This window comes from Serratia sp. 506_PEND (assembly GCF_001076875.1).
Lineage (GTDB): Bacteria > Pseudomonadota > Gammaproteobacteria > Enterobacterales > Enterobacteriaceae > Serratia > Serratia marcescens.
In genome coordinates, this window is record NZ_JVEL01000340.1 from 19,831 (window position 1) to 35,679 (window position 15,849).

General features: G+C 60.3%; 14 protein-coding genes. 7 read left to right on the top strand and 7 right to left on the bottom strand.

What is annotated here, in order from left to right:
* The first annotated feature begins 477 nt into the window (after positions 1 to 477).
* On the top strand, positions 478 to 1,248 hold the full coding sequence (gene dpaA / locus ADK28_RS10740) for a peptidoglycan meso-diaminopimelic acid protein amidase (protein WP_004930225.1): 771 nt from the start codon (positions 478 to 480) through the stop codon (positions 1,246 to 1,248).
* Here dpaA and ADK28_RS10745 read toward each other — a convergent pair.
* Both ADK28_RS10745 and lpcA read right to left on the bottom strand, forming a co-directional pair.
* Entirely contained in the window at positions 1,183 to 1,986 is an 804-nt protein-coding gene (locus ADK28_RS10745; RefSeq protein ID WP_004930222.1) for a class II glutamine amidotransferase, read from the bottom strand. The genes dpaA and ADK28_RS10745 overlap by 66 nt on opposite strands.
* 101 nt (positions 1,987 to 2,087) lie before the next feature.
* On the bottom strand, positions 2,088 to 2,669 hold the full coding sequence (gene lpcA, locus ADK28_RS10750) for a D-sedoheptulose 7-phosphate isomerase (protein ID WP_048795651.1): 582 nt from the start codon (positions 2,667 to 2,669) through the stop codon (positions 2,088 to 2,090).
* Positions 2,670 to 2,915: 246 nt separating this feature from the next.
* Between lpcA and fadE the strand changes: the two genes are divergently transcribed.
* Both fadE and ADK28_RS10760 read left to right on the top strand, forming a co-directional pair.
* Positions 2,916 to 5,372: an acyl-CoA dehydrogenase FadE gene (gene fadE / locus ADK28_RS10755; protein WP_016928993.1), complete on the top strand. Its 2,457-nt coding sequence runs from the start codon at positions 2,916 to 2,918 to the stop codon at positions 5,370 to 5,372.
* A gap of 291 nt (positions 5,373 to 5,663) precedes the next feature.
* The gene (locus ADK28_RS10760) at positions 5,664 to 5,816 is read left to right on the top strand and encodes a Hok/Gef family protein (protein ID WP_048795652.1); all 153 of its coding nucleotides are present in this window, start codon (positions 5,664 to 5,666) and stop codon (positions 5,814 to 5,816) included.
* 73 nt (positions 5,817 to 5,889) lie between these two features.
* On the opposite strand, the gene mtnK is transcribed toward ADK28_RS10760, so the two are convergent.
* On the bottom strand, positions 5,890 to 7,089 hold the full coding sequence (gene mtnK / locus ADK28_RS10765; RefSeq protein ID WP_033641305.1) for an S-methyl-5-thioribose kinase: 1,200 nt from the start codon (positions 7,087 to 7,089) through the stop codon (positions 5,890 to 5,892).
* A gap of 145 nt (positions 7,090 to 7,234) precedes the next feature.
* Between mtnK and mtnA the strand changes: the two genes are divergently transcribed.
* Positions 7,235 to 8,263, top strand: coding sequence for an S-methyl-5-thioribose-1-phosphate isomerase (gene mtnA / locus ADK28_RS10770; RefSeq protein ID WP_048795653.1), 1,029 nt, complete (start codon positions 7,235 to 7,237; stop codon positions 8,261 to 8,263).
* A 17-nt stretch (positions 8,264 to 8,280) separates the two neighbouring features.
* On the opposite strand, the gene ADK28_RS10775 is transcribed toward mtnA, so the two are convergent.
* From ADK28_RS10775 to ADK28_RS10785, 3 genes are read right to left on the bottom strand one after another with little or no spacing between them, the layout of a single operon-like run.
* Positions 8,281 to 8,823 carry a 1,2-dihydroxy-3-keto-5-methylthiopentene dioxygenase gene (locus ADK28_RS10775; RefSeq protein WP_048795654.1) on the bottom strand — a complete coding sequence of 181 codons (543 nt, stop codon included), beginning with the start codon at positions 8,821 to 8,823 and terminating at the stop codon, positions 8,281 to 8,283.
* Entirely contained in the window at positions 8,820 to 9,509 is a 690-nt protein-coding gene (gene mtnC / locus ADK28_RS10780) for an acireductone synthase (protein ID WP_048795655.1), read from the bottom strand. The genes ADK28_RS10775 and mtnC overlap by 4 nt, the downstream gene beginning before the upstream one ends.
* Positions 9,506 to 10,120, bottom strand: a complete 615-nt coding sequence (locus tag ADK28_RS10785) for a methylthioribulose 1-phosphate dehydratase (protein WP_016928999.1) — start codon at positions 10,118 to 10,120, stop codon at positions 9,506 to 9,508. Before ADK28_RS10785 ends, mtnC begins: the two co-directional genes overlap by 4 nt.
* A gap of 164 nt (positions 10,121 to 10,284) precedes the next feature.
* On the opposite strand from ADK28_RS10785, the gene ADK28_RS10790 reads away from it, so the two are divergent.
* Positions 10,285 to 11,445, top strand: a complete 1,161-nt coding sequence (locus tag ADK28_RS10790) for a pyridoxal phosphate-dependent aminotransferase (protein ID WP_048795656.1) — start codon at positions 10,285 to 10,287, stop codon at positions 11,443 to 11,445.
* A complete protein-coding gene (locus ADK28_RS10795; RefSeq protein WP_033641301.1) occupies positions 11,433 to 12,206 on the top strand; it encodes an amidohydrolase in 774 nt (257 codons plus the stop codon). The genes ADK28_RS10790 and ADK28_RS10795 overlap by 13 nt, the downstream gene beginning before the upstream one ends.
* A 152-nt stretch (positions 12,207 to 12,358) precedes the next feature.
* On the opposite strand, the gene ADK28_RS10800 is transcribed toward ADK28_RS10795, so the two are convergent.
* Positions 12,359 to 13,237 (bottom strand): siderophore-interacting protein, encoded by an 879-nt coding sequence (locus ADK28_RS10800; RefSeq protein ID WP_048795657.1) that lies wholly within the window; start codon positions 13,235 to 13,237, stop codon positions 12,359 to 12,361.
* 234 nt (positions 13,238 to 13,471) lie between these two features.
* On the opposite strand from ADK28_RS10800, the gene ADK28_RS10805 reads away from it, so the two are divergent.
* Positions 13,472 to 15,712: a TonB-dependent siderophore receptor gene (locus tag ADK28_RS10805; RefSeq protein ID WP_048795658.1), complete on the top strand. Its 2,241-nt coding sequence runs from the start codon at positions 13,472 to 13,474 to the stop codon at positions 15,710 to 15,712.
* Positions 15,713 to 15,849 lie beyond the last annotated feature (137 nt).

Here is a 15,849-nt window from a genome sequence, read left to right on the forward strand (position 1 = left end):
GCAGTGCGCACGACGGCACGCCCAACATGAACTTTCTCGCAGTGAATATATGGGGTAACGCGCATTCCCTTGATTCCCCCCTCTCCGTTATTTGCGTGACAATCGATGTGTTAACGGCCTGTAGCCAAATAACCACCGAAACGGCCGGGTTATATGCCATAACCCCCGCCGCTTCAATCGCCACCGCGCGTTAAATTGAAGAGAGAATATTAACATTGTTCGCAACATTGTTCTGCGTTCCGTCGTGACTTGGGTCAAGCAAACGCAATTAAATTTCGCCTGTTTTTCACTACTTATCGTTAAAATCTGCCGGTCATTTCACTTTTATCGAGCTTTGTCGTTTTTTTATACATATCACGTATTGCTAAAAATAAACGCGCTGGTAATCTGGCGGTGTTTTGCAGCAGTAAAAACAATAATCAGTGGCATGCTGGCCAGGTTGATTACGCCGGCAGATAAATATAAGCAGGAATTATAATGAGCAAAATCGCGCTGTTGTTTGCGATGCTTGTTTCTATGCCGATGATCACGGCCTGCAGCGCCAGCGAGCAGGTACCCGAAGCGCCGGTAGTTAAACAGCAATTATTGGGTTCGCCGGTCTATATTCAGATCTTCAAAGAGGAACGCAAGCTGGAATTGTATGCCAGAATGGGCAATGAATTCCGCCTGGTCAACACGTTCCCGATCTGTAATTTCTCCGGCGGGCTGGGTCCTAAACGTCGTGAAGGCGACTTTAAAAGTCCTGAAGGCTTTTATAGCGTTGACGCGCGCCATCTGAAACCCGACAGCAAGTATTATCGGGCGATCAATATCGGTTTCCCTAACGATTACGACAAGTCGCAGGGCTATTCCGGCGCTTATCTGATGATCCACGGCGAATGTAAATCGATCGGCTGTTACGCGATGACCAACACCTATATGGATGAGATCTATCGCTACGTCGAAGCCGCCTTCGCCTATGGCCAAAGCCGCGTCGACATCAGCATCTACCCGTTCCGCATGACCGAACAGAACCTGAAACGCCATGCGTCATCNAGCTATATCGCCTTCTGGCGCCAGCTGAAGCCGGGCTATGATTACTTCGCGAAGAACCGCCAACCGCCGACAATGGGCGTGGTCAATGGCCAGTACGTCTTGGGTCAACCGCTGATGAGCAGCGGCGGCATGATGACGCAGTACGCGTCAGCCAGCCCGACGCCCAACACCAACCCCTTCGCTCAGAACAAGCCGCTCACCGAAGTGAAATAACGCGAACTCGCCTGGCTCAATCTTGTGCCAGGTTTCGTTGGCGGTCAGCGGTTGGGTGGCGATCACCGTGACCACATCGTTCGGTGTGGTCTGTTGCTGAAAATCAATCTCCACGTCCTGATCAAGCAGCGTCGCCTTGCCGAACGGCGCGCGGCGCGTAATCCAATACAGGTTGGTGGAGCAATACGCCATCACGAAGCGCCCGTCCGACAACAGCATATTGAATACCCCTTTCTTGCGCAGTTGGCTCGCCAACAGGCCAATGTAGCGGAATACCGCCGGCCACTGGCTCGGGGTGCGCGGATATTTCAGCGCCAGCTGGTGCAACAGCCAGCAGAAGGCATATTCGCTGTCAGTCTGGCCGACCGGGCGGAACGTGCCGGTATCCAACTGACGATAGCCTTTCAATTGGCCGTTGTGCGCGTAGGTCCAGTTGCGACCCCACAGTTCGCGGGTGAACGGATGGGTGTTTTCCAACGCCACTTCGCCACGGTTGGCCTGGCGAATATGGGACACCACCGCGCAAGACTTGATCGGGTAGTCCTGCACCAGGCGGGCGATCGGCGAGTTGAAGCTCGGCTGCGGATCCTTGAATGTGCGGCAGCCGTTCCCTTCATAGAAGGTAATGCCCCAGCCATCCTTATGCGGCCCGGTGCGGCCGCCGCGCTGTACCAGGCCGGTAAAGCTGAAGCAGATATCGGTCGGTACGTTTGCGCTCATCCCGAGCAGTTCACACATCGCCAGCACTCCTTAACCACACTGACACAGACTGTGCGGACACGGCATACATGCGGCGCCCGCAGTCTTATTCATGGGGAGCCTCAGCCCCCCGAAGGCTATTACGCCTTAACCATCTCTTTTTCGATCAGCTGAATCAAGATGTGAATCGCTTTAATGTGGATTTCCTGAATGCGATCGGCGTAACCGAAGTGCGGCACGCGAATTTCCACATCGGCGGAACCCGCCATCTTGCCGCCGTCCTTGCCGGTCAGGGTGATCACTTTCATCCCCTTGGCACGCGCCGCATCGATAGCCTTGAGGATGTTGCCGGAGTTGCCGGAGGTGGAAATGCCCAGCAGCACGTCGCCTTCGCGGCCCACCGCTTCCACATAGCGCGAGAACACATACTCATAGCCGAAGTCGTTGCTGACGCAGGACAGGTGGCTCACGTCCGAGATGGCAATCGCCGGGTAGCCCGGGCGGTTTTCGCGGTAGCGGCCGGTCAGCTCTTCGGCGAAATGCATCGCGTCGCAATGGGAACCGCCGTTGCCGCAGGAAATCACTTTACCGCCGGCTTTGAAGGAATCCGCCAGCAGCACCGCCGCGCGTTGGATGGCGTCGATGTTGGCGTCGTCATTGATAAATTTCGCCAGGGTATCAGCCGCTTCGTTCAGTTCACTGCGAATAAGGTCGTGGTACATGAGGAACCTCTTGTTATCGTCAAATCTTCCGCTCCGCAGTGTACCGGATCGCGGAAACAGCGAGAAGCATTCTCGGCCAAACAGCGCGCCGGTTAAGGAAGCGGAGAGGTTTTTGATGATTGGTGCTGTCAGTTTGTGACCTGAGTTGTAATTAAACTGTAAACGCATTGATAAAAATTCTGCCTTGTACTAAAACCTATTACATACACACAACAGGTCAGACCTCTTACTACTTCGGAGCTTCTTATGATGGTTCTTAGTATCGTCGTTTTCCTGGCTCTCCTCGGCGTGGTGTTCTACCACCGAGTGAACCTTACCCTCAGCAGCCTGATCCTGGTGGCGTACACCGCCGTCATGGGCGCTATCGGCCTGTGGAGCTTCTGGCTGTTGCTGCCGCTGGCGATCGTGCTGCTGCCGCTGAACCTTTCCTCTGTGCGCCGTTCCCTGCTCTCCGCGCCGGCGCTGCGCGCCTTCCGCAAGGTGATGCCGCCGATGTCCACCACCGAGAAGGAAGCGATCGACGCCGGCACCACTTGGTGGGAAGGCGATCTGTTCCGCGGTGCGCCGGACTGGAACAAGCTGCACAGCTACCCGAAACCGCGCCTGACGGAAGAAGAGCAGGCGTTTATCGACGGCCCGGTGGAAGAAGCCTGCCGCATGGCCAACGACTTCCAGATCACCCACGAACTGGCCGATCTGCCGCCAGAACTCTGGGCGTACCTGAAAGAACACCGTTTCTTCGCGATGATCATCAAGAAAGAGTACGGCGGTCTGGAATTCTCCCCTTACGCTCAGGCGATGGTGCTGCAAAAACTGGCCGGCGTTTCCGGCATCCTGGCGATCACCGTCGGCGTCCCGAACTCCCTCGGCCCGGGCGAACTGCTGCAGCACTACGGTACCGAAGAACAGAAAAACCACTATCTGCCGGGCCTGGCGCGCGGCGACGAAATCCCATGCTTCGCGCTGACCAGCCCGGAAGCGGGTTCCGATGCCGGCGCGATCCCGGACGTCGGCACCGTGTGCATGGGCGAATGGCAAGGCAAGCAGGTGCTGGGCATGCGCCTGACCTGGAACAAGCGCTACATCACGTTGGCGCCGGTCGCCACCGTACTGGGCCTGGCGTTCAAACTGCATGACCCGAACCGCCTGCTGAGCGACAACGAATCCCCGGGCATCACCTGTGCGCTGATCCCGACCAGCACCCCGGGCGTGGAAATCGGCAACCGTCACTTCCCGCTGAACGTGCCGTTCCAGAACGGCCCAACCCGCGGCACCGACGTGTTCGTGCCGATCGATTACATCATCGGCGGGCCGAAAATGGCCGGCCAGGGCTGGCGCATGCTGGTTGAGTGCCTGTCGGTCGGCCGCGGCATCACCCTGCCGTCCAACTCTACCGGCAGCCTGAAATCCATCGCCCTGGCGACCGGCGCCTACGCGCACATTCGCCGTCAGTTCAAGATCTCCATCGGCAAGATGGAAGGGATCGAGGAACCGTTGGCGCGCATCGCCGGCAACACCTATGTGATGGACGCCGCCGCTTCGCTGATCACCTATGCGCTGGTGCAGGGCGAGAAGCCGGCCGTGCTGTCGGCCATCGTCAAATACCACTGCACGCACCGCGGCCAGCAGTCGATCGTTGACGCCATGGATATCGCCGGCGGTAAAGGCATCATGCTGGGCGAATCCAACTTCCTGGCTCGCGCTTATCAGGGGGCACCGATCGCCATCACGGTGGAAGGCGCGAACATCCTGACCCGCACCATGATGATCTTCGGTCAGGGCGCGATCCGCTGCCATCCTTATGTGCTGGATGAAATGGCGGCGGCGCAGAACAACGATCTGAACGCCTTCGATAAATCGCTGTTCGGCCACCTGGGCCACGTCGGCAGCAACAAGGTACGCAGCTTCTGGCTGGGCCTGACCAACGGCCGCACCAGCGCCACGCCAACCAAGGACGCGACCCGTCGTTACTATCAGCAGCTGAACCGCCTGAGCGCCAACCTGGCGCTGCTGTCGGACGTTTCCATGGGCGTGCTGGGCGGCAGCCTGAAGCGCCGTGAGCGCATCTCCGCTCGCCTGGGGGATATCCTCAGCCAGATGTATTTGGCTTCCGCCGTGCTGAAACGCTTTGACGACGAAGGCCGTCAGAAAGAAGATCTGCCGCTGGTGCATTGGGGCGTGCAAGACAGCCTGCATAAAGCCGAACAGGCGCTGGATGATCTGCTGCGCAACTTCCCGAACCGCTTTATCGCCGGCGCGCTGCGCTTCGTGGTCTTCCCGTTCGGCCGCGTGCATACCGCGCCGTCCGATCGCCTGGATCATCAGTTGGCCAAGATCCTGCAGGTGCCTTCCGCCACCCGCAGCCGTCTGGGGCGCGGCCAGTACCTGACGCCGAGCGAGCATAACCCAATCGGCCTGCTGGAAGCGGCGCTGGCCGACGTGATGGCCGCCGAGCCGATTCACGAACGTCTGTGCAAGGCGGCCGGCAAAAACCTGCCGTTCACCCGTCTGGATCGTTTGGCGGAGCGCGCGCTGGAAGAAGGCAAGATCAGCGCCGATGAAGCGAAGATCCTGGTGAAAGCCGAAGAGAGCCGCCTGCGCTCCATCAACGTGGACGACTTTGCGCCGGATGCGCTGGCGGCCGCCAAGCCGGAAAAGCCGGCGGCGCAGTCTAAGCGCCAGCAGCAGACCGAAGCGGCTTAACGCCAATTCCCACTCCACGCATCCAAGGGGCGATCATCATCGCCCCTTTTTTCTTTTGCTTTCAGGACAAACTGCGCACCACGCCGCAGGTTGGCGCAACGGCGGATTTCACGGGAAGGAAGTTCGAGTAGACTGCGCGGCGGGTGCTCTGGATCTTTCTGTCCGGAGCCTTGGCAAAGGAGAGAAAGAGAAAGACCCCGAGTCGATATTATCAACCCGAGGCCACTCTGATGCCTAGCAACATCAGGTTAGCCTCTTACCCGCCGCAAGGCAAGGATAGGGAGGTCAAAAATGCAGCAAAAACGGGTCGTGCTTAAACTGGTGATCGTCTGTATGACGCCGATCGCGTTCATCTGGCTAACCCGCGGTTCGCTGTGCGAACTGCGCATCAGGTTGGGAAACTCGGAGGTTGCGGCCACTTTGGCTTACGAATCCGGACGGTAAGGCAACCCAACGGCGGGGTTCGCCCCGCCCGTTGGCTGATGGTGTCAGGCAGGATCCACGAGCACCCGCCTTTTCAGCCCTGCTGACGAATGCGCGCCAACAGCGCGTCGATATGCTCGATCTGCGGCGCATTGACGATCAGCGTGCGCCCCAATCCCAGGGCGTGACGCTGGCAGTCGAGGCGCATGTCGGCGTCGGCGATGCTGTCCAGATCGGCGACGTGCGCCAGGCCGATGGTGCGCCGAATCAGTTCGGTGCCGCAGTATCCTATCGCGTCGCTCCAGACCTGCTGCAGGAACTGCTCGGCGTAACCCGGCGTCGCCAGCGCCGCATCGCGGCTTTGCTGATGGCACAGCGCCAGAAAGCGATCGGCAAAGATCAGCCACAGCTCGCGCACATCCTGCAGCCGCTGCTCGCGCCCGGCGGCGGCGTCGCGCGGCCCGAACAGCCCCGGCTGGCCGCAATAGTTGAGCAGCAGATTGCCTAACGCAGTGCCGACATCAAAACCGATCGGGCCGTAGAAACCGAATTCAGCGTCGATCGCTTTCAATCGCCCTTCCGCCACGAAGATCGAACCGCTGTGGATATCCCCGTGCAACAGCGCCTCCGCCTTGCTGAGGAAGCGATGTTTCAGGCCGGCGACCGCCACCTTCAGCGGCGCATCCTCGCGCAGCGCCTGCACCTGCGGCAACAGCGCCGCCTCGAACTGATTGCGCTCATGGTCGATATAGGGATCGGTAAAGAACAGATCCTCGGTGATCTGGCACAGTTCGGGGTTGGTGAAACGGCTGACTTCCGCCTTTTTCTGCTGCGCCGACTGATAAAAATCGGAGGTGTGAAACAGCGTCTGCGCCAGGTATTCCGCCAACTGCCCGGCCGCCAGCGGATGATAGTTCCCCTGCACCAGTTCACTGCGCCAGATGCGATGATCGGAGAGATCTTCCTGCACCATCACCGCCAACTCGGGATCGTGATGCAAGACTTTTACCGTATGCCGCGGGCAGAAACCGCCGTGGACCAGCAGCGTTTCCGCTTCGATGCGCGCCCGATCCAACGTCAGCGGCCAGGATTCGCCCACGCAGCGCACGTAGGGCAGCGCCTGTTTGACGATCACCCGGCTCACACCTTCACGATCGCGGATCTTGAACACCAGGTTCAGGTTGCCGTCACCGATCTCGTCGGCGCTCACCAGCGCCTGCGGTTCGGCCACCTGCCCGTATTGGCGGGCATATTCAACGGCATCGGCAGCCGTAAACGTACGATAAAGCGACATTCCCCAACCCCTCTGTTCTCTCTCACTGACCCAGCGACTTTGATTATTTAGACGTAAAAGCATTTGGACGTCTATACATCTGGAAGTCATGTTGGCAGAATAGCGTTTCAGATGCAATAACCACGCAACAAGGAATTAACCGCCGATGCAAGCGCTTAACACCACCAGTTTGACCCTGCGAGATAACCGCCTTTGGATCCTCGATCAGCAAGCCCTGCCGCAGGAAAAGCGGTGGCGCGCTTGCGACAGCGTGGAAGAGTTGGTCGGGCACATTCACAGCCTGCGGGTGCGCGGCGCACCGCTGATCGGGCTGTCCGCCAGCCTGCTGTTGGCGCTGCTCGCGGAACGCGGTCTGCCGCGCGCCGAGCTGGAGCAGGCGCTGCACACGCTGCGCGCCGCCCGCCCGACGGCGGTTAACCTGATGAACAATCTGGATCGCATGAAGTTGGCGCTGGCGGAGCCTGACTGGGCGCCGGCGATGGTGAACGAAGCGCTGCGGTTGGTGGAGGAGGATCGCCTGCTGTGCGATCGCATCGCCGATCGCGGCGCAGGGCTGGTCAAGCCCGGCAGCCGCCTGCTGACCCACTGCAATACCGGCGGATTGGCCACCGCCGGCGTCGGCACCGCTATCGGGGTGCTGCTGCGCGCCCACCAGCAGGGCAAGGTGCAACAAGTATGGGTCGATGAAACCCGGCCGCTGCTGCAGGGCGGCCGCCTGACCGCCTGGGAACTGGGCGAGCTGGGCATTCCCTATCGTCTGATCTGCGATTCAATGGCCGCCAGCCTGATGGCGCAAGGCCAGGTCGATGCGGTGTGGGTCGGCGCGGATCGCATCGCCGCCAACGGCGACGTCGCCAATAAGATTGGCACTTACAGCCTGGCGGTGCTGGCGCACTACCATGGCATTCCATTCTACGTGGCTGCCCCGCATACCACCCACGATCCGCACTGTCCGGACGGCGCCGCCATCCCGATCGAGCAACGCGCGGCGGCCGAAGTCACCGGCGTTTCAGGCAGCTTCGGCGCCTGTCAGTGGGCGCCGGCCGATGCGCCGGTCTACAATCCGGCGTTCGACGTCACGCCGGCAAAACTCATCAGCGGGTGGGTGTTCGACAGCGGCGTGATCACGCCGCAGCAGGTTGAAGCGGGGATTTTCCAGCGGGCGCTGGGTTAACGCCCGCCGGTTGACGATCAGTCCAGACGCGGATAGGCATCGGCGATCGTGTCGCCGGTGAAATGCGCCACCCAGCCTTCCGGGTTGTCAAATACCCGGATCGCGGTAAAGTGCGGCGCCGAGCCCATATCGAACCAGTGACGGGTGTTGGCCGGCACCGAGATCAGATCGTTCTTTTCGCACAGGACCTGGAAGATCTTGCCGTCCAGATGCAGGCAAAACAGCCCCGCCCCTTCAACGAAAAAGCGCACTTCATCTTCGCCGTGCGTATGTTCGGACAGGAATTTTTCGCGCAGCGCCTGGCGCTGTTCGTGGTCCGGCCGCATGCTGATCACGTCCCAGCTCTGGTAGCCCTTTTCCGCCACCAGCCGGTCGATCTCATGCTGGTAGGCGGCGATCACCGCCTCCGGCTGCGGATTGTCGCCCAGTTCGCGATCCGCCTGCCAGCGCTCAAAGCGCACGCCGATCTGCGCCAGCTGGCGCTGGATCTCCTGCGCGTCGCGGCTCTGCCACAGCGGCTGCTGCGGTGCTGTATCACTGAAAATGGTCAATCCACTCATGAGACAAACTCCCCTAAATCGATGTGATCAAAACGGCTGACCTGCGGATGCCGGCTCTGTGCGTCCGCCTCATCGCGGATCAGCTGGCAAGTATGCCAGCCGGCGGCCTGCGCCGCATCCAGCTCCTGGTGGATGTCGGACAAGAACAGCAGCTCGTCGGGCGCGATGCCGATAGCCTGCGCGATGTTGCGATACGACGCGGTTTCACGCTTGGCGCCGACGTGCGTATCGAAATAGCCGCTGAACAGCGGCTGCAGATCGCCGGCGCTGCTGTGGCCGAACAGCAGTTTCTGCGCTTCCACCGAACCGGAGGAATAGACGTAAAGCTTCAGCCCCTGACGCTGCCAGGCGGCCAACTGTCCCGCGACCTCCGGGTACAGATGCCCGCGGAAATCCCCTTCGCGATAGCCGCTGCGCCAGATGATGCCCTGCAGCGCCTTGAGCGCGGTGGATTTGCGGTCTTCATCCATAAAGCGGTACAGCGCGGCGATCAGCGCGTCGAGATCCGCCTGCGGCTGGTCAATTTCAGCGCGCAGCGCCGCCAGCGGCGCGGCGACTTCGCTCTCCGTGGCGTGACGGCGTACAAAATCCGCCAGCCGTTCGCGGGCATAGGGAAACAATATCTGATGCACGAAGCGAATATCGCTGGTGGTGCCTTCAATATCGGTCACGATAGCGCGGATCATTTCGCCTCCAGCAAGCGACGTTGCAGTTCACACTGGAACAGGAATTCCAGTCCTTCGAGATGGCGGCGGGCTTCCGCCACCTGGCTTCCCCAGCAATAGAGACCGTGGCCGCGCACCAGAAAACCGTACTGCAGCGGCGTGACCTCGGCATAGGCCGCGACGCGCGACGCCAGCCGGGGAATGTCCTGATCGTTATCGAAAATGGGGATCGCCACGCTGTCCAGGTGGCTGCGCTGACCGGCGAGCGACTTTTGCATTTCGTACCCCTGCAGCACCAACGCATCGCCGCGTTCCACCCGCGACAACACGGTGGCGTTGACGGAATGGGTATGCAACACCGCGCCAAGATGCGGGTACAAGCGATAGAGCAGCGTATGCAGCCCGGTTTCCGCCGACGGCGTACGGCCGCTCGGCACATGATTGTCGGCGATATCCACCTGCAGAAAATCGGCGGCGCTCAGGCTGCCTTTGTCTTTGCCGGATTCGGTGACCAGGCACTGGCGTTCGTCGAGGCGCAGCGACATGTTGCCGCCGGTCGCCGGACACCAGCCTTTGTCGCCAATCCAGTGGCAGGCCGCCAGTAATGCGGTAAGTTGCGGATTCTCCGTCATTGTTATCGTTTCCCGTTCGGTAAGGCGGCCGGCAGATGAAACGTTGCCTGCCGCGTGGCGGGCTAAGCACTTTTTCGCATTTAGCCATCTAAGCGTCTTGATTGCCAAATACTAGCATCGTGTTATATTGACGGCAATATAAGCGCCTGGAGTATTCACCTGCTATGAGCACTTCCGCATTGATTCCCGAAAGTAAACTGCCTGCCCTGGGCACCACCATCTTCACCCAAATGAGCGCGCTGGCGCAGCAGCATCAGGCGATCAACCTGTCGCAGGGCTTCCCTGATTTCGACGGGCCGGACTACCTGAAAGAACGCCTGGCCTGGCACGTCGCCCAGGGCGCCAACCAATATGCGCCGATGACCGGCGTGGCGGCGTTGCGCGAAGCCATCGCCGACAAAACCGCCGAGCTGTATGGCTGGCAGCCGGACGCCGGCGGCGAAGTGACCGTCACCGCCGGCGCCACCGAAGCGCTGTTCGCCGCCATCACCGCGCTGGTGCGCCCCGGCGATGAGGTTGTCTGTTTCGATCCGAGCTACGACAGCTACGCGCCGGCGGTGACGCTGGCGGGCGGCGTACTCAAACGCCTCGCCCTGCAGCCGCCCGCGTTTGCCGTGGATTGGCAACGGTTCGCCGCCGCGCTGTCGCCGCGCACCCGCCTGGTGATCGTCAACACGCCGCACAACCCGTCCGCCACCGCCTGGCAGGCGGAAGACATGCAACAGCTGTGGCACGCCATCGCCGAACGCGAAATCTACGTGCTCAGCGACGAGGTTTACGAACACATCTGCTTCGCCAAAGGCGGCCACGCCAGCGTGTTGGCCCACCCGCAGCTGCGCCAACGGGCGATCGCGGTCTCCTCTTTCGGAAAAACCTTCCACATGACCGGCTGGAAAGTGGGTTACTGCGTGGCGCCCGCCGCGCTGAGCGCTGAGGTGCGCAAGGTGCATCAATACCTGACCTTTTCGGTCAATACTCCGGCGCAGCTGGCGCTGGCGGATAGCCTGCGCGCCGAGCCGGAGCACTGGCGACAGCTGCCGGCGTTCTATCGCGCCAAGCGAGATCGCTTTGTGCAGGCGCTGGCGAGCAGCCGACTGGAAATTTTACCCTGCGCCGGTACATACTTCTTGCTGGCGGACTACAGCGCCATCTCCGATCTGGACGATGTAGCGTTCTGCCATTGGTTAACCGAGCACGTGGGCGTGGCGGCCATTCCGCTGTCGGTCTTCTGTGCCAATCCTTTCCCCCATAAATTGATCCGGCTGTGCTTCGCTAAACAGGACGCCACGCTGGATGCAGCTGCGGAGCGGTTATGTCGACTTTAAAAATTACCCTGTTGCAGCAACCGCTGGTCTGGCGCGACGGCCTCGCTAACCTGGCCGCCTTCGACGCGTTGCTGGCGCCGATCGCCGGGCGTGATCTCATCGTCTTGCCGGAAATGTTCACCACCGGTTTCGCCATGGATGCCGGCGAGAGCGCCCTGCCCGAACAGCAGGTGATCGACTGGCTGCACGGTTGGGCGGTGAAAAGCCATGCGTTAATCGGCGGCAGCGTGGCGCTGAAAACTGACGAGGGCGCGGTCAACCGCTTCCTGCTGGTGGAGCCGGGCGGCCAGGTGCATGCCTATGATAAACGCCATCTGTTCCGCATGGCCGGCGAACACCTGCACTACCAGGCCGGCAACCGGCGTGAAATCTTCGAGTGGCGCGGCTGGCGCATCCTGCCGCAGATCTGCTACGACCTGCGTTTCCCGGTCTGGGCGCGCTATCAGCAGGATTACGATCTGGCGCTGTACGTCGCCAACTGGCCGGCGCCGCGCAGCCGCCATTGGCAAACGCTGCTGGCGGCGCGGGCGATTGAAAATCAGGTGTATGTGGCGGGCTGCAACCGGGTGGGCGACGATGCCAACGGCCTGAACTACAGCGGAGACAGCCTGATCATCAGCCCGCAGGGCGAGATCCTGGCGGATGCCGAGCCCGGCGCAGCCGCGCAGCTGGACGCTGAGCTGTCGCTGGAAACCCTGCAGAGTTACCGCAGCGCCTTCCCGGCCTGGCGCGACGCCGACAGCTTTCTGCGTCTCGACTGATTAAACACGCTCCCAGCCGGCGATTGCCACGTCGATGTTCGGCAGAGAGATAAAGGCTCCGCGCCGATCGCCGCCAGCTTGTCGCCGCGCGTCATCATCCGTGCGGCGGCCTGCTGCGCCTCCAGCGCCGATGCAGGAAAAGGACGGCGCACTCAACACCAGTAGGCCATAAAGTTAACGGTAGCGCGGTCCAGATCGCGTTCGCCGATCAGGTAACGCCGCAGCGTTTTCACCGTGGAAGACTCGGCCGCCACCCAGGCGTAGAAAGCGTTACTACCGGCTGCCCGCTCCCACAACACCTCATCGCTCAGGCTGCTTTCCACCAGGGACTGCGCCTGCGCACAGGCCGACGCGGGGATATCCACCCGCTGGCGCACCGCTTCCACCAGCAACGTGCCGTGTGCCAACTGGCGGCCCACATCGCGCGGCAGCCAGTAAACCTCGGCGAACGGGAAGCGGGTCAAATCCAGGCAATCCCCCGCCTGCGGCACTTCGAAGAACGCCTGCACGCGCGGCGGATTAGCCTGCTGCGCCAATTGCTCCAGAATGCCCATCGCCGCCGGCACGGCCGTTTCATCGGCGATCAACAGCGCCTGCTGCAACTGCGCCGGCGGCGCCCATTCGTAGCCGCCGCTGTCGCCGTCGAAGTCAGCGTTGGGGGCGACGGTCTGAATGGCATCACCCGGCTCGGCATGAGTCGCCCAGGCGGAGGCCGGGCCGTTCACGCCATGCAGCACGAACTCGACGTCCATCTGATTCTGCTCACGGCGCAGCGCACGCAGCGTATAAGTGCGCATCACCGGGCGCCGCTCTTTGGGGATCGCCATGTAATCGGCGTACCAGTCCGGGCTATTGGCCAATTGCGGGATCTGGCCGTCCGCCGCCGGCAACAGCAGTTTGATGCGCTGATCCGGCGCTTCCAGCTTCATCCGATGAATATCCGCACCTTCAAACACGCAGCGCACCAGCGAAGGTGAAATCAGCATTTTGCTTTTCAAGGTGATATCAAAAATTCTGTAGCTGGCGGACATGTTCTCGATTCTCCGGCAACGGCTGTCGCTTGAACGTATGGCCGATCGGCTGCCGTGTTGACGGCGTGGGTTGCTCGATCGCGCAGCGGGCAAAATGTTAATAAAACTAATTAATTACGTTAATGTATCGCAAAAAATCATATCATGATTTTATTGATAACAAGAAACGTTATTGATACAAGAATCATTCTCAAAAATAACGCAATAACAATATCACCTGGGAAATAAATAACGATGAAACGCAAACACCTTTGGGTTTTGAACCCTTGTCTGCTGGCAATGCTTGCGCCAGCGGCCTGGGCCGAAGATCAGAAAGCCGTCGCCGAAGAGCAGATGGTGGTCTCAGCCAGCCGTTCACACCGCAGCATGGCGGAAATGGCGCAGACCACCTGGGTGATCGAAAGCCAGGAGATCGAACAGCAGGTTCAGGGCGGCAAAGAGATCAAGGACATGTTGGCGCAGCTGATCCCCGGCATGGACGTCAGCGGTCAGGGCCGCACCAACTATGGCATGAATATGCGCGGCCGCTCGATGATGGTGATGATTGACGGCGTGCGCCTGAATTCATCGCGCAGCGACAGCCGCCAGTTGGATTCGATCGATCCGTTCAATATCGATCATATCGAGGTGATTTCCGGCGCGACCTCGCTGTACGGCGGCGGCAGCACCGGCGGCCTGATCAATATCGTCACCAAAAAAGGACAACAGGAACAGCAGGTCGAGTTGCAGGTCGGCGGTAAAACCGGCTTTGGCGGCCATAACGATCACGACGAGAACGTGGCGGCGGCGGTCAGCGGCGGCAACGACAACGCCTCGGGGCGCCTGTCCGTTTCTTACCAGCGCTATGGCGGCTGGTATGACGGCAAAGGCAATGAGGTATTGATCGACAATACCCAAACCGGCCTGCAGTATTCCGATCGCCTCGACGTGATGGGCACCGGCACCCTCAACATCGACGATCATCAACAGCTGCAGCTGACCACCCAATACTACAAAAGCCAATCCGACGGCGATCACGGCCTGTTTCTGGGGGAGAACTTTGCGGCGGTGACCGGCAACGCCAAGGCGTACAACAGCGGTAACTTAAACTCCGATCGCATCCCCGGCACCGAGCGCCACCTGATCAACCTGCAATATTCCAACACCGATTTCCTCGGCCAGGATCTGGTGGCGCAGGTCTACTACCGCGACGAAACGTTGACCTTCTACCCATTCCCAACGCTGGCGGGCAAAGCGCCGAACTATTACGTCAGCAGCATTGGCGCTTCGCAGCAAAAAACCGATTTCTACGGCGGCAAACTGACGCTGAACAGCAAGCCGCTCGACGCGCTGACGCTGACTTACGGCATCGACGCCGAGCATGAGAGCTTCAACGCCAACCAACAGTTCTTCAACCTGGCGAAGGCCCAACAGTCCGGTGGCATGACGCTGGAGAACGCTTACAGCACCGGCCGCTACCCGAGCTATACCACCAGCAACCTGGCGTCGTTCCTGCAGGCCAGCTACGACATCAACCCCATTTTCACCCTGAGCGGCGGCGTGCGTTATCAGTACACCGAAAACAAGATTGATGACTTCGTCGGTTATAACCAGCAGCAGGCAATCGCCACCGGCGCCGCGACGTCCGCCGACGCTATACCGGGAGGGAAAACCGACTACAACAACGCGCTGTTCAACGCCGGCCTGTTGGCACATCTGACCGAGCGCCAGCAAACCTGGTTCAACTTCTCTCAGGGCTTTGAGATCCCGGATCCGGGCAAATATTACGGCATCGGCACCTACGCGTTGAACGGCAGCCATTATCAATTGCTGAAGAGCGTCAACGTCGGCGATTCCAAACTGGAAGGCATCAAGGTCAATGCCTACGAGCTGGGCTGGCGCTATACCGGCGATAACCTGCGCACGCAAATCGCCGCCTACTACTCGCTGTCCGACAAGAGCATCGCCATCAACAAAACCGACATGACCATCAACGTCAATGCGGACAAGCGGCGCATCTATGGGCTGGAAGGCGCGGTGGATTATTTCTTTGAAGACAGCGACTGGAGCGCCGGTACCAACTTCAACCTCATCCGTTCCGAAACCAAGATCAACGGCGAATGGAAGAAGCTGGTGGTCGATACCGCCAGCCCATCGAAAGTCACCGCTTATGTCGGCTGGGCGCCGGGCGACTGGAATCTGCGCTTACAGTCGCAGCAAACCTTCGACGTGTCGGACGATGGCGATTACACCAAAGCCAACTCCACTCAGGGCCGCAAGATCGATGGCTACAACACCGTCGACTTCCTCGGCAGCTATACCCTGCCGGTAGGAAAAATCAGCTTCAGCGTGGAAAACCTGCTGGACAAGGAGTACACCACCGTTTGGGGCCAACGCGCGCCGATCCTGTACAGCCCGACCTACGGCTCGCCTGAACTGTATAGCTATAAAGGCCGCGGACGCACCTTCGGCTTGAACTATTCGGTGTTATTCTGAGGATAAGGGGCCGGTCCGCCGGCCCCGTTGATTGGGCCGCACCGTTTTTCAGAGAACGGAAACGACGAAGCCCTGAGTTATCGCTAACTCAGGGCTTCTGAATAGTGGCGGAACGGACGGGGCTCGAACCCGCGACC

Coding starts and splice junctions, on each gene's coding strand:
- ADK28_RS10745 (WP_004930222.1), bottom strand. CDS start 1,986: ATGTGTGAACTGCTCGGGATGAGCGCAAACGTACCGACCGATATCTGC.
- lpcA (WP_048795651.1), bottom strand. CDS start 2,669: ATGTACCACGACCTTATTCGCAGTGAACTGAACGAAGCGGCTGATACC.
- fadE (WP_016928993.1), top strand. CDS start 2,916: ATGATGGTTCTTAGTATCGTCGTTTTCCTGGCTCTCCTCGGCGTGGTG.
- ADK28_RS10760 (WP_048795652.1), top strand. CDS start 5,664: ATGCAGCAAAAACGGGTCGTGCTTAAACTGGTGATCGTCTGTATGACG.
- mtnK (WP_033641305.1), bottom strand. CDS start 7,089: ATGTCGCTTTATCGTACGTTTACGGCTGCCGATGCCGTTGAATATGCC.
- mtnA (WP_048795653.1), top strand. CDS start 7,235: ATGCAAGCGCTTAACACCACCAGTTTGACCCTGCGAGATAACCGCCTT.
- ADK28_RS10775 (WP_048795654.1), bottom strand. CDS start 8,823: ATGAGTGGATTGACCATTTTCAGTGATACAGCACCGCAGCAGCCGCTG.
- mtnC (WP_048795655.1), bottom strand. CDS start 9,509: ATGATCCGCGCTATCGTGACCGATATTGAAGGCACCACCAGCGATATT.
- ADK28_RS10785 (WP_016928999.1), bottom strand. CDS start 10,120: ATGACGGAGAATCCGCAACTTACCGCATTACTGGCGGCCTGCCACTGG.
- ADK28_RS10790 (WP_048795656.1), top strand. CDS start 10,285: ATGAGCACTTCCGCATTGATTCCCGAAAGTAAACTGCCTGCCCTGGGC.
- ADK28_RS10795 (WP_033641301.1), top strand. CDS start 11,433: ATGTCGACTTTAAAAATTACCCTGTTGCAGCAACCGCTGGTCTGGCGC.
- ADK28_RS10800 (WP_048795657.1), bottom strand. CDS start 13,237: ATGTCCGCCAGCTACAGAATTTTTGATATCACCTTGAAAAGCAAAATG.
- ADK28_RS10805 (WP_048795658.1), top strand. CDS start 13,472: ATGAAACGCAAACACCTTTGGGTTTTGAACCCTTGTCTGCTGGCAATG.